Source organism: Aquabacterium sp. (genome assembly GCF_035476535.1).
Classification (GTDB): domain Bacteria; phylum Pseudomonadota; class Gammaproteobacteria; order Burkholderiales; family Burkholderiaceae_C; genus Pseudaquabacterium.
Window position 1 is genome coordinate 1 of sequence record NZ_DATILJ010000009.1, and the last position, 13724, is coordinate 13724.

Genomic DNA, 13724 nt, shown 5'->3' on the forward strand with positions numbered 1-13724 from the left:
TGATCGTCGGGCAACTGCAGGACGTGATGGGCCATGACGCGGCCGTGGCGGTGGAGCAGGCGGTGGCCCGCTCGCGCATCGAGGAGTCGGGCCTGCTGCCCACGCTGCTCGGCGTGGCGGCGCTGATCGTCGGCGCCACCACCGTCTTCGGGCAGATGCAGCATTCGCTCAACACCATCTGGGGCGTGACCGCACGGCCCAATCGCAGCAGCCTCTTCGTCTTCGTGAAGAGTCGCCTGTTGTCATTGACCGTCGTGCTGGCCATCGGCTTCGTGCTGCTGGTGTCCCTGTTGCTCGGCGTGGTGCTGCGCGCGATGCTGCACTTCGCCGATCAGTTCGTGCCGGCGGCGATGGCGGCGCTGCTCAGCGGCGCCGAACTGCTGCTGTCGCTGCTGGTCATGTCACTGCTGTTCTGCGCCATCTTCAAGGTGCTGCCCGACGTGGTGCTGCACTGGCGCGACGTGCTCGTCGGCGCGCTGGTCACGGCCCTGTTGTTCTCCGTCGGCCGCTATGGCATTGCGGCCTATCTCGCCTACACCGCCACCGCCTCCACCTACGGCGCGGCGGGCTCGGTGGTGCTGATCCTGCTGTGGGTCTACTACTCGTCGCTGATCCTGCTGTTCGGTGCCGCCTTCACCAAGACCCAGCTGCTGGCGCGGGGTCGCAGCATCGTGCCGCGCAATTCGGCGGTGCGGATCCGGCATGAACTCGTGACGGATCCGCCGCCCTGAGGCTGCCGCGGCGCGGGTCTTCGGCAAGACGATGGCGTTCGTTGCTTCGCCCGCCCCGTGGGCTTGTAAGCTCCAACGATTGCCGGCACAGGAACGTTCGATGGACAAGGACAAATCCACCCGCTTCATGCTCAAGGTGGTGGGCGACGTGGCCACCGCGATGGCCGCCGGCCTGCTGCTCGTCGGCGACCGGGCGGGCCTGTTCAAGCAGATGGCCGGGGCGGGGCCGCTGGGTGCGTCCGAGCTCGCCGAGCGCGCGGGCGTGCGGGTCCGCTATGTCGAGGAATGGCTGGCCGCGATGGCCGGTGCCGGTTATGTCGAGTACGACGCGACCAGCGATCGTTTCACGCTGCCGGACGAGCATGCGCAGTTCCTCACCGACCCCGGGTCCGAGTACTACCTGGGGGGATTGTTCGGCAGCCTGCCGGGCCTGCTGGCCATGGCGCCGAAACTGGCCCAGGCCTTCCAGACCGGCAGCGGCATCTCCTTCGCCGACTTCGGATCCGAGTTGCCGCAGATGCTGGAGGTGATGAACCGCCCGGTCTACGAAGCGCGGCTGGTGCAGCACTGGTTGCCGGCGATGCCCGAGGTGATGTCGCGGCTGCAGGCCGGCGGGCGGGCCCTGGATGTCGGCTGCGGCACGGGCGTGGTGCCGATCACGCTGGCCAAGGCCTTCCCCACCGCGACGGTGGCCGGGATCGATCTGGACGCGCATTCGATCGACATCGCCCAGGGCTACGCGCGCGACGCCGGGCTGGCCGAGCGCGTGCACTTCGCGGCACAGCCGATCGAGCACTTGACGGCGCAGCCGCGCTGGGACCTGATCACCACCTTCGACGTGATGCACGACCTGCCGGACCCGGTCGGCGCGATGAAACGCATGCGTGCCGCGCTGAACGACGGCGGCACCTACCTGATGGTGGAACCGAAGGTGGCCGACGACCTGGAGACGAACCTGGGCAACCCCTTCGCACGCATGTTCTACGGCATCAGCTGCCTGCACTGCGTGCCGCAGTCGCTGGCCCAGGGCGGGCTCGGGCTGGGCGCCTGCTGGGGCGAGAAGCGGGCCCGCGCGCTGGCCGCCGAAGCCGGGTTCACACGCTTCGAACGGCTGGGCATCCGCACGGCGGGCCTGGTGTTCTATGCGCTGGGCCAGGAGCCCGCCGAGGCCGCCTGAACCAGGATCGCACGACCATGACCTTCGCCCGCACCAAGATCCAGCCGCCGCGGCCGCGCGGCCGCGTGCTGCTGTCGAGGCCGCGCGTCGACGGGCCGCTGCGCGATGCACTGGCCACGCAGCGCCTGGTGCTGGTCAGCGCGCCGGCCGGCTACGGCAAGAGCGCGCTGATGGCGCAGCAGCTGCAGGACTGGCCGTCCGGCGTGGCGCTGGCCTGGGTCTCGGTCGATGCCGACGACGACCTGCCGCGCCTGCTGGAATGCCTGGTGGCCGCGCTCGAGCCCTACGACTTGCCGTGGCGCAGCGCACCCGAGGCGCTGGTGGCCGGCGCCGGCGATGCGAACGGCCGCGCGCGTTTCACGGCCGAGCTGCTCAATGCGCTCGAGGCCACCGACGTGTCGCATGGCGTGATCGTGATCGACGACCTGCACCGCACGCGCGACGAGGATGTGCACCGCTTCCTGGAGTCCCTGGTCGACCGGCTCGGCCCGCGCTGGACGGTGGCGATCCTGACGCGACATGACCCGCCGCTGGCACTGGCCCGCTGGCGTGCCGCCGGCGAACTGGCCGAGTTCTCGCAGGACGCGTTGCGCTGGACGCGCGACGAACTCGCGGCGTGGCTGGCTGCGGCTGGCGCTGCGCCCGAGCGGCTCGATGCGCTGCTGGCGCGCACCGAAGGCTGGGCCGCGGGCGTGCAGTTGGCGCTGCGCGTGGGCCGCGGGGGCGCCTCCATCGGCAGCGAACGTGCGTTCAACGATTTCCTGACCGAGGAGGTGATCGACACGCTCGATGCCGAACTGCGCGACTTCCTGCTGCAGGCTTGCGTGCTGCCGGAACTCACGGCGGTGCGCGCGGCCGCCGTGACCGGCCGGGCGGATGCAGCGCGCCTGCTCGAACGCGTGGAGGCCCTGGGCCTGTTCGTCACGCCGCTCGAGGCGCCCGAGCCCACCCTCCGCCTGCACGACCTGTTCCGCGCCGCGCTCGAGCAGCGCCTGCGGCTGGAGCGCCCCGATGCGCTGCCGCAGCTGCTGCGCCGGGCCGCGGCGGGCGAGACCGACCCGGTGCGCTGCATCACGCTGCTGCTGCGCTCGGGTGACGCGGCCGCTGCCGCGCAGGTGCTGCTGGCGGCCACGCCGGCCTGGATCACGGCCGGTGCGTTGCCCACTGCGCGCGCGATGCTCGCGCTGTTCGATGCCGCCTCGCGTGAACGGCTGGCGGCGTGGCATCTGTCGCAATGCCTGCTGGGCTGGGCGCAGGGCGACTTCGCGACGATGGATGCCTCGGCGCGCGCTGCCGAGGCGCTGGGCCGGAGCGCGGGCGACACCGAGGTCGCGGACATGGGGCTCGGCTACCGCGCGATTGCGCTCAACTTCCTGAGCCGCCGCGGCCTGCGCGAGCTGGGCGTCGAGCACCTGCAGGCCCGCGCGCCGGCGCCGCATGTGGTGAGCGGCGTGGCCCTGGCCTGGGCGCACATCGACGAAGGGCGTTTCGACGAGGCGCGCCAGTGTTACGCGGCCACGCTGCAGCACCTGGAGCGCAGCACCGAGCCGCACCTCTGGTACCAGGGCAACCTCGGCACCGTCGGCGTCCATATCCCGGGCATGGGCCCGCTGATCGAGCGCTGGATCGACGGTGCCTTGCGCGTCAGCGGCGAGCAGCCCTTGACGCTGAAGGCGATGGCGCTGATGACCCGCGGCTGGCACCGCCTGCTCGTGAACGGCGACATCGCCGGCGCGCGCGATGCGCTCGAAGCCACGCAGCAGGAGCTGCGCTGGCTGGCCGAGCCGACCGGCGTGAACGCGCTGGCCAGCGTGCTGCAGCTGCAGATCGCGGCCGCCAGCGGCGACGCAGCCGCCACGCGCGAAGCCATGCAGCAGCTGCTGCACGGGCCTTCCACAGGTCAAGGCCACCGCGCCCGATGGATCATCGCGAACTTCATCGCCGGCTGCGCCGCTGCGGTCGGCGACGCCGAGGCGCTGCGCGAGCAGCTCGCGGTGCTGGAGTACACGCCGGTCGACAGCGCCTTGCCGGGCCTGCATGCGATCGTGATCGACATCGCGCGCGGCCATGTCGCGTGGCTGCGCGGCGACGACGAGGCCGCCATCAGCGCCTGGCAGCGCGCCGTGGCCGACGAGACCGGTTTGATTCGCACCCGCCTCGATGCGCCGACGCGTCTGTTCCTCGCCGCCGCCTGCGCACGCGCCGGCCGCCTGCGTGAGGCCGCGGCACCGCTGGTCGGCTGGCATGCACGGGCGCGGCTGGGCGCGGCAGGCTCGGCGCTCTTCGCGCGGCCGGTGGCCGCGCTGCTGGCCGCGCAGGCGTGGCGCGGCCAGCTCGACGAGGCCGATCGCGGCGAACTCGAGCGCTGGCTGCACCGGCTGGCCACGGTCGCGGTGCCCAGTCAACCGACCCCACCGACCCAGCCGACCCCGCCGGACGCCGGCACGACGGCGGGCGGTTCAGTCGGCGTCTTGAGCAGCCGCGAGCTCGAAGTGCTCGAGCGCGTTGCCGCGGGCGACAGCAACAAGCTGATCGCCCGCGCGCTCGTCGTGAGCCCGCACACGGTGAAGCGTCACGTCGCGAACATCCTCGACAAACTGGCGCTCGCCTCCCGCGGGCGGGCCGCGGCCTGGTACCGCGCGAACGTGTGAGCGGCGGCTGGGCTTTGCGCGGCACGCGGACTGGCATCGGGTACGGTGCTCTATACCTGTCGGTCAAAGTCGGCAGTTGACCCGTTGCGGGCGTTGATGTTCGCTTGAAGCGGCCGATTGGTCTGTGTTGCTTTGGGCGGTGATTCTTCGTTGCACTGCGCCGGGATTCCGCCCCGGCAGGCGGGTCACTTTCTTCCTGGCCGAAGAAAGTAACCAAAGAAGGCCTTAAAACCCAAACGTTCATTTGTGCCTCCGTCACTCCAGCACGGAGGCACAAATGAACGTTTGGTTTTCTGGCTCTCTTTCTTGGTGACTTCTTTCTGAGCCAGCAGAAAGAAGTTACCCGCCCGCCGGGGCGGAATCCCGGCCACTCCGCAGGACTCAACAATCGAATGTCGGCTTTCAGCGAATCGACCCAAAGACCGCAACGGGCCGAATGCCGCCGCCTTCCACTGCGCCAACGTTTCATGCGTCGCGAGTGGCGCGCAGCGGAATGGACCACCGATATCAGGCGCCACGGCAGCGGCCCGGCTCACCTCGCCAGCGCCTGCTCCAGGTCGTCCAGCACCGCATCCAGCCGCCGCAGCGGCTGGGCCAGCGCGTTGCGCACCCGGCGCCGCGACGAGGCCGACACCAGGTGCCGCGCCGGATCGTTCAGCGCGGCATCGTCGACCACCAGCCCGTGCTGCGCCAGCATCGTGCCCAGGGTGCCGCGCCGCGAGCGCAGGTCGCTGCGCGTCTGCTGGTAGGCGTGCTCGGCGAGCAGGCGGCGCTGCGAGTAGCTCAGGATGTTGGCCAGGAACATTTCGGGGTCGCGCTGGTCGGGCTCGAACAACAGGATGTCGGTGCCCGGGTGCGAGGCTTCATAACCCTTCAGGCCCAGCTCCAGCCGCGAATGGATCAGTGTGCGGAAGGTCTGGCTCAGCACCAGCGGCAGGCCGCCCTGCACGATGCGCGGGATGCGATGGCCTTCGAGCACACGGTGGCGCAGCGAATGCGTGGCATCGAAGGGCACCAGCGGGTTCAGGCACAGCAGCAGGTCCAGCCCCTGGTCCAGCAGCACGCGCGCATGCAGCGTCTTCTTCAGCGCGCCGTCCACATACCAGCGGCCGCCGATGGCCACCGGTGGAAACAGCCCCGGCAGCGCGGCGCTGGCGGCCACCGCGCGCGAGATCGGCACATGGTCCCAGCCAGGTTGGCCGAAGGGCGCGGCCTCGCCGCTGTCCAGGTCGGTGGCCACCAGCACCAGGTGCTGCTTCAGCCGGCGGAAATCGTCGCTGCGGCCGGGCGCGGAGAACACCTGCTTCAGCCGCGCTTCCAGCGGCGCCGAACTGAACAGCCCGGTGGGCAGGGCGCGGCCCAGGCGTTCGATCGTGGCGATCAAGGAGCGCCGGCCCAGCAGCAGCTGGAAGCCGGCCTGGGTGCTCAGCAGCGGCAGCATCGCCAAACGGCCCAACAGCTCGGCCACGGCGGGCCGCACGAACAGCGTCGGGCTGACCACGTCGCCGGCGGCGCCGTCGTTCTCGATGAACGACGCGCAGAGTTCACGCGGCCGCATGCCGTTGGCCAGCGCCGCGGCGATGAAGCTGCCGGCCGAGACGCCGACATACCCATCGAGCGCCGTGAAGTCGACGCCGGGCAGCGCCTCCTCCAGCGCGCACAGTGCGCCGAGCTCCCAGGTGGCGCCCAGCGGTCCGCCGCCGGCCAGCGCCAGGCCGATGCGGGGCGAGCCCCGGCGTGCGGTGCGACGACCCGCGCCGCGCTCCACGCGGTGGTGCCGGGCGGGATGAAAAAAGGGCGCCGCAGCGCCCTTCCTGTTCTGCCGGGTCACGCCCATGCCACTGCGGATCAGGCAGCCGCGCCCGTGGCGGCCTTGCGCGCCACACGGCGCTTGGCGGCCGGCTTGGCCGTGCCGTTGGCCTCGGCGGCCTTGCTGGCCGCCTTTGTCGGTTCAGCAGCGGCCTTTGCGGTGGCCTTCTTCGGCGCGGCGGCCTTGCGCGCCGCCTTGGCCGGTGCGGCCGGGGCCGCCACCTTGCCGCCGAGCTGGGCCACCGCAGCAGCCAGCGCCTCGACCCGCTCGGTCAGCGCGGCCACGTCCTTGGCCGTGGGCACGCCCAGCTTGCCCATCGCACGTGCCGTGCGCTCTTCGAAGATGGACTCCAGCTTGTCCCACTGCGCGTTGGCCTTGCTGCCCACTTCACCGGCCATGGCCGACATCTTGCCGGCCACGTCGCCGAGCTTCTCGCCGGCCACGGCTTGGGTCTTGCGGTGCAGGCTGACGCCTTCCTTGATCAGCGTGTCGAACATCTTGGTGCCTTCGCCCTGCGCCTTGGCAAAGGCGCCCAGGCCGGCCAGCCAGATCTGCTGGGCCGAATCCTTCACCGTCTGCGCCAGTTGGCTGTCCAGCAGGCCGGTGGGCGAGGCGGCCTTCTTCTCGGCCATTTTCTGCAGCTTCTTGACCATGGTGTTTCCTTCGTGTGGGTGCCGATGTGCGGCGGTGCGAGAGCGCAGCGCTGCGGCGGCAGTTTAGGCAGTGCCGCTCGAGGGCACAGCCTAATTCGCTAGGCTGTGTCCTCTAGGCTTGCCCTGAGGTGACAAGCGCTACAAGAGTTCCTCGGGCACCAGCGGGCTCAGCAGCCACATCTTGATGCGCAGCCACAGCGAGGCGTCGGGCTCGGTGTCCAGCACCTCGTCTTCTTCGTCGACGCCGGCGCCCAGCCACTCCAGGCCCTGGCCGTTGGCGCGCAGCCGCACGCGGTAGGCGCTTTGCAGCCGGTCGAGGTCGATCACGCGCAGCAGTTCCCGGGCGAGCTGCGGGCTGTCGATCACCGCGCCGAGCTCGGTGTTGATGGTCGCCGAGCGCGGGTCCAGGTTCATCGAGCCGATGAAGGACATGCGCTTGTCGATCACCACCAGCTTGGCATGCAGCCGGCCCAGGCTGGTGCCGAAGTGGAACGGCCGCTTGTTCTTCTTGACGCGTGCGCCGCTCAACTCGTAGAGCTCGATGCCGAGCTTGAGCATCTCTTCGCGGTAGCGGCTGTAACCCAGGTGCACCACCGGTTCATCGGTGGCGCCCAGGGAGTTGGTCATCACGCTGAGATGGACATTGCGGGCCCGCAGCGAACTCAGCAGTTCCATGCCCTTGGGGCCGGGCACGAAATACGGTGACGAAGCCACCACTTCGCGCTTGGCCAGCTTCATCGCCTCCAGCACGTTGTAGGTGACGCTGGTCTCCAGCAGCTCGCCGCCCACCGAGCCTTCGAAGGGCTTGTCCGGATGGTCGGCGAAGACATAGCCGTCGCCCCAGATCAGGCCGAGCCGGCCGTCCTGCAGGTCGTCGGCGATCGGGCCGTAGCCCAGGATGTCGTTGGGCGGCAGCGGCGGCGGCGGCGGCGTGTTCTCGGGGCCGGTGATGCGTTCGAAATAGGCCAGCAGCGCTGTCTTGTCCATCGCGCTGCGGGCGATGGCGTCGTAGGGGTACACCGGGTCGCTGTTCCAGTAGCGGTCGAACAGCGCCGCCAGCGGCTCGACCATGCGGCCGACGACCAGCGCGTCCAGGTCGATGAAGTTGTTGGCCTCGCCGCGCAGGTAGTACTCGTTGGCGATGTTGCGCCCGCCGATCACCGAGGCAATGCCGTCGGCGATGAACAGCTTGTTGTGCATGCGGTGGTTGACACGGCCGAAGTCGTTCAGGGCCACCAGGAAGCGGGTGATCTGGCCCGAGCCGCGCGCGCAGCAGAAGGGGTTGAAGACCCGTACTTCCACGTTCTTGTGCGCCGCGAAAGACAGGAACAGGTCGTCCGCGCCGCTGGTGTAGAAATCATCGATCAGCAGGCGCACACGCACGCCGCGGTCGGCGGCGTCGCGCAGCGCACGCAGCAGCCAGCGGCCGGTTTCGTCGTTCTCCAGGTGGTAGTACTGCACGTCCAGCGATACCTCGGCGCGGCGCGCCAGCTGCACCCGGGTGTCCAGCGAGAACGAGCCCAGCGGCATCAGCCGGAAGCCGCTGAGCGCCGGGTCGGGCGTGGAGTTGGTGACAACGTAGGACAGCGTGGTGTTGGGCGAAGGCGGAATCGCCTCGCTGGCGATGGCTTCTCGGTTGATCGTCGGCAGCTGCGTGGCGCAGCCGGCGAACAGCAGCGCGGCCAGCAGCGGCAGCAGCAGGCGCAGGCTCCAGCGCAGCAGGGACGGCAGCGGCCGCGCCCCCAGGGCGGGCGGCGGGAAACGCAGGGCAGAGTGGGGCATGGCGCTCATCGGTTGCCGTGGATTTTCGCCACGAACGCGGGCGCTGTGCAGTCTTTGTCGCGCTGGCGCCAAGGAATCCTGGGGTTAGCGCGCAAGGGCAGGCCCTCGCGCATCGTCAAGAATCCGGGCGTCCAGGCCGCGACGCCGGCCAACATCCAACGAGGAGAACGCGATGAACTATTTCGTCACCGGTGCCACCGGTTTCATCGGCAAGCGCCTGGTCAAGGCCTTGCTGGCCCGGCGCGGCGCCACGGTGTACTTCCTGGTGCGCCCCGGCAGCGAGGCCAAACTGGGCGATCTCTACAAGTTCTGGGGCGTCACCAAGACCCGCGCGGTGCCGATCAGCGGCGACCTGACGGCGCGCAAACTCGGCGTCGGCGCAGACGACGTCAAGGCGCTGAAGGGCCAGATCGACGGCGTCTACCACCTGGCCGCGGTGTACGACCTGTCGGCCGACGAAGAAAGCCAGGTGCAGGTCAACATCGAGGGCACGCGCAACATGGTCGAGTTCGCGAAGGCCATCGACGCGAAGCACGTGCACCATGTGTCGTCGATCGCCGCCGCCGGCCTGTATGAAGGCGTGTTCCGCGAGGACATGTTCGAAGAAGCCGAGGGCCTGGACCATCCGTACTTCATGACCAAGCACGAGAGCGAGAAGATCGTGCGCAAGGAATGCAAGGTGCCGTGGACGGTGTACCGCCCGGCGATGGTGGTCGGTGATTCGTCGACCGGCGAGATGGACAAGATCGATGGCCCCTACTACTTCTTCAAGCTGATCCAGCGCATGCGCCAGCTGCTGCCGCCGTGGATGCCCACGGTGGGCCTGGAGGGCGGGCGCGTCAACATCGTGCCGGTGGATTTCGTCGTCGCGGCGCTGGACCACATCTCGCACACTGCCAAAGACCTGAAGGGCAAGTGTTTCCACCTGGTCGACCCGGTGGGTTACCGCGTCGGCGATGTGCTGGACATCTTCAGCAAGGCCGCGCATGCGCCGAAGATGAACCTGTTCATCAACGCCGCGCTGCTGGGCTTCATCCCGAAGAGCGTCAAGAAGGGCCTGATGGCGCTGGCGCCGGTGCGCCGTGTGGTGCACGCAGTGATGAACGACATCGGCGTGCCCGAAGACATGATGAGCTTCGTCAACTACCCGACGAGGTTCGACTGCCGCGAAACGCTGAAGGCGCTGGAAGGCACGGACATCAAGTGTCCCAACCTGAACGACTACGCCTGGCGCCTGTGGGACTACTGGGAACGCCACCTGGACCCGGACCTGTTCATCGATCGCAGCCTGAAGGGCGCGGTCGGCGGCAAGGTGGTGCTGATCACCGGCGGCTCCTCGGGCATCGGCCTGGCTGCGGCGATGAAATTCGCCGAGGCCGGCGCGATCACCGTGATCGCCGCGCGCGGCGAAGACAAGTTGGCCGAAGCGGTGGCCGAGATCAAGGCCTTCGCGGGCAAGGACGCGAAGGTCTTCAGCTACTCGGTGGACATTGCCGACGAGGCCGGCTGCGCCGCTTTTGTCAAGGCGCTGAACGACAACCACGGCGGCGTCGACTTCCTGATCAACAACGCCGGCCGCTCGATCCGCCGCGCGATCGAGAACAGCTACGAACGCTTCCACGACTTCGAACGCACGATGTCGTTGAATTACTTCGGCTGCCTGCGCGTGACCATGGGCCTGCTGCCCGGCATGGTGAAGAAGCGCAAGGGCCACATCGTCAACATCAGCTCGATCGGCGTGCTGACCAATGCACCGCGCTTCTCGGCCTATGTCGCCAGCAAGGCCGCGCTGGATGCCTGGACACGCTGCGCATCGAGTGAATACGCCGACCAGGGCATCAGCTTCACGACCATCAACATGCCGCTGGTGCGCACGCCGATGATCGCGCCGACCAAGATCTACAACAACGTGCCGACGCTGGCGCCGGAAGAAGCGGCCGACATGATTGCGCAGGCCTGCGTCTACAAGCCGGTGCGCATCGCCACCCGGCTGGGCATCTCCGGCCAGGTGCTGCATGCGTTTGCGCCGCGCATTGCGCAGATCGTCATGAACACCAGCTTCCGCATGTTCCCGGATTCGGAAGCGGCCAAGGGCGAGAAGGGCGACAAGCCCAAGCTCAGCGCCGAAGCGATGGCGCTGCAGCAGATGATGAAGGGCATCCACTTTTAGTAGGCCGCCGGCTGCGCCGTCGGCCTACTTCGCTCGATCGAACGGACAGCCTGCGGCTGCCGCTCATCTCGCGGTTCTGGGTTCCTCGCCCTCGCAGGCTGGGCTTGGGGGTCGGTAACATTGCTGGGCATGGCACTCCCTTCGGTTGAACTCATGGGCTGGGCGGATCTTTCCGCTGGCGAACAGGCGCAGGTGCGCGCGCTGCGGATTTCGGCCGACCAGGTCGAGTACGCGGGCACGATCGAACGTGCCATCGACAAGGTCGTCGACGGCCAGGGCGATGAGCTGGCCGGGCTGGCGATACGGCGGGGCACGGAGATCGTCGGCTTCATCGTGCTCGCGCGCCGATCCAAGGCGCCCGACTGGGCGGAGCGCGAAGCCGCCGTCGTCAGCGCCATGCGCATCGGTGAACAGCATCAGGGCCGGGGCTTCGGCGCCGCCGCATTGCACGCACTGGCCGACTGGGTGCGCCGGCACTGGCCCCAGGTTCACGCGCTGAGCCTGTCGGTCGACGAGGGCAATGCGGCGGGCATTCGCGCCTATCAGAAAGCCGGCTTCGTCGATCACCGCGAGCGTGTGGCCGGGCGCATCGGCTGGGTGCGCTACATGTCGCGCTTGATCGGTGCGGACTGATCGCGCTGACGCTCACTTCAGGCGTTGGGGCAGCGGTGCACCTCGATCGTCGTGTGCTTCAGCTGCGTGATCGGCTGCAGCCGCTGCTGGTAGGCGTCCGCCGGCAGCGGCCGGTCGGCGACGATGCTCAGCACGCCTGAATAGGCCTGCGCACCGACCTGCCAGACATGCAGGTCGGCGAGCTTGGCGTCGCCATCACTTTCGATCGCCGCGCGCACGGCGTCGCGCAGAGGCGCATCGGCGCTGGCATCGACCAGCGCACGCGCCGTCGTGCGCAGCAGTCCCCAGCTCCACTGGCCGATCACCGCGGCGCCGACCAGCGCCACCACCGGATCCAGCCAGTGCCAGCCCCACCACAGCCCGGCGCCCAACGCGACGATGGCCAGCACCGAGGTGAAGGCGTCGGCCAGCACGTGCATGTACGCGGCGCGGAAGTTGTGGTCGTGGTGGTGGCTGTGGCCATGGCCATGACCGTGATGATCATGGCCCGGGTGCGCAGACTCATGCGCATGGCCGTGGTCATGACCCGCAGGCTCGGCCTTGCCGCTGCGTGACAGCAGCCACACGCTGGCCAGGTTCACCACCAGGCCGAGCACGGCCACCACCATCGCTTCGCCGAAGGCAATCGGCCGCGGCTGCACGAGGACGTGCACCGCATCGATCGCCAGGCCGATGGCCACGGCGGCCAGCAGCAGTGCGCTGGTGTAGGCCGCCAGCACCTCGATCTTCCAGCCGCCGAAAGCAAAGCCCTCGTGCTCGCGGGCGCGGCGCGACCAGCGCATCGCCAGCACCGCGCCGCCCAGCGCCGCGGCGTGCGTGCCCATGTGCCAGCCGTCGGCGGTCAGCGCCAAGGAGCCGCTCCACCAGCCTGCCGCCAGTTCGGCCACCATGGTCACGATGGTGATCAGCGTGACGGCCAGCAGCGCGCGGCTGCGTGCCGCTTCGCCCTCGCTGCCGAAGGCATGGCTGTGGCGGAAGGGGCGCAGATCGTGTTGATGTGATCCGGGGTGCGATCCGTGCGTCTCGCCGGCGTGGGGATGGGGATGGGAGTGGCTGGCCATGGCCGCGAGGGTAGCGCAGCGCCTGTCCGCATCGCCCCATGCCACTTCGTGGAAAGTGCCTTCCCTACAATCGTCGCGCAACCCCCACCCACCGCCTGCGAGACGCCATGAAACCAGATGCCGCCCAGCCGAACCTCGACCACATCGTGCCGCGCGACAAGGCGGAAATCCTGGCCCAGGCGCTGCCCTACATCCGCAAGTTCCACGGCAAGACCATCGTCATCAAGTACGGCGGCAATGCGATGACCGATCCCGCACTGCAGCAGGACTTTGCCGAGGACGTGGTGCTGCTGAAGCTGGTCGGCATGAACCCGGTGGTGGTGCATGGCGGCGGCCCGCAGATCGACGAGGCGCTGGCCAAGATCGGCAAGAAGGGCACCTTCATCCAGGGCATGCGCGTCACCGACGAGGAGACGATGGAAGTCGTCGAATGGGTGCTGGGCGGTGAAGTGCAGCAGGACATCGTCGGCCTGATCAACCACGCCGGCGGCAAGGCGGTGGGCCTGACCGGGCGCGACGGCGGCATGATCCGCGCACGCAAGCTGAAGATGGTCGACAAGGACGACCCGGCCAAGGAACACGATGTCGGCATGGTCGGCGAGATCGATTCGATCGACCCCAGCGTCGTCAAGGCACTGCAGGACGACGCCTTCATCCCGGTGGTCAGCCCCATCGGTTTCGGCGCCCACAACGAAAGCTACAACATCAACGCCGACCTGGTGGCCGCCAAGCTGGCCACGGTGCTGCGGGCCGAGAAGCTGATGATGCTGACCAACACGCCCGGCGTGCTCGACAAGTCCGGCCAGCTGCTGACCGACCTGACGGCGCGGCGCATCGATGAACTCTTCGCCGACGGCACCATCTCCGGCGGCATGCTGCCGAAGATCGCCGGCGCGCTGGATGCCGCCAAGAGCGGCGTCAATGCCGTGCACATCATCGACGGCCGCGTGCCCCACGCGATGCTGCTGGAGATCCTGACGGATCAAGCCTACGGCACGATGATCCGATCCCATTGATGGCCCACCCCCGTAGCGGCCTGGCGGCCGCCTCCCCCTC

At 69.0% G+C, this 13724-nt stretch carries 10 protein-coding genes; 6 read left to right on the plus strand and 4 right to left on the minus strand.

The features are described 5' to 3' along the window. The 3 genes from VLK61_RS00595 to VLK61_RS00605 all read left to right on the plus strand — a co-directional run. A partial coding sequence (locus VLK61_RS00595) for a YihY/virulence factor BrkB family protein (protein ID WP_325417218.1) occupies positions 1-731 on the plus strand: 731 nt, incomplete at its 5' end. Positions 732-831: 100 nt separating this feature from the next. Then, positions 832-1908, plus strand: coding sequence for a class I SAM-dependent methyltransferase (locus tag VLK61_RS00600; protein ID WP_325417219.1), 1077 nt, complete (start codon positions 832-834; stop codon positions 1906-1908). Between the two features lie 17 nt (positions 1909-1925). Further along, positions 1926-4559, plus strand: coding sequence for a LuxR C-terminal-related transcriptional regulator (locus VLK61_RS00605; RefSeq protein WP_325417220.1), 2634 nt, complete (start codon positions 1926-1928; stop codon positions 4557-4559). 532 nt (positions 4560-5091) lie between these two features. On the opposite strand, the gene VLK61_RS00610 is transcribed toward VLK61_RS00605, so the two are convergent. From VLK61_RS00610 to VLK61_RS00620, 3 genes are all read right to left on the minus strand, one after another. Next, a complete protein-coding gene (locus tag VLK61_RS00610) occupies positions 5092-6327 on the minus strand; it encodes a patatin-like phospholipase family protein (protein WP_325417221.1) in 1236 nt (411 codons plus the stop codon). An 80-nt stretch (positions 6328-6407) separates the two neighbouring features. Next, positions 6408-7022, minus strand: coding sequence for a phasin family protein (locus VLK61_RS00615; RefSeq protein WP_325417222.1), 615 nt, complete (start codon positions 7020-7022; stop codon positions 6408-6410). A 138-nt stretch (positions 7023-7160) separates the two neighbouring features. Beyond that, a complete protein-coding gene (locus tag VLK61_RS00620) occupies positions 7161-8804 on the minus strand; it encodes a phospholipase D family protein (protein WP_325417223.1) in 1644 nt (547 codons plus the stop codon). A 172-nt stretch (positions 8805-8976) separates the two neighbouring features. Here VLK61_RS00620 and VLK61_RS00625 point away from each other — a divergent pair, with 172 nt between their 5' ends. Next, positions 8977-10974 carry an SDR family oxidoreductase gene (locus VLK61_RS00625; protein WP_325417224.1) on the plus strand — a complete coding sequence of 666 codons (1998 nt, stop codon included), beginning with the start codon at positions 8977-8979 and terminating at the stop codon, positions 10972-10974. A gap of 129 nt (positions 10975-11103) precedes the next feature. Continuing rightward, positions 11104-11607: a GNAT family N-acetyltransferase gene (locus VLK61_RS00630; protein ID WP_325417254.1), complete on the plus strand. Its 504-nt coding sequence runs from the start codon at positions 11104-11106 to the stop codon at positions 11605-11607. 17 nt (positions 11608-11624) lie between these two features. On the opposite strand, the gene dmeF is transcribed toward VLK61_RS00630, so the two are convergent. After that, a complete protein-coding gene (gene dmeF, locus VLK61_RS00635) occupies positions 11625-12668 on the minus strand; it encodes a CDF family Co(II)/Ni(II) efflux transporter DmeF (protein ID WP_325417226.1) in 1044 nt (347 codons plus the stop codon). 107 nt (positions 12669-12775) lie between these two features. On the opposite strand from dmeF, the gene argB reads away from it, so the two are divergent. Then, a complete protein-coding gene (argB, locus tag VLK61_RS00640) occupies positions 12776-13684 on the plus strand; it encodes an acetylglutamate kinase (protein WP_325417227.1) in 909 nt (302 codons plus the stop codon). Positions 13685-13724: the final 40 nt, after the last annotated feature.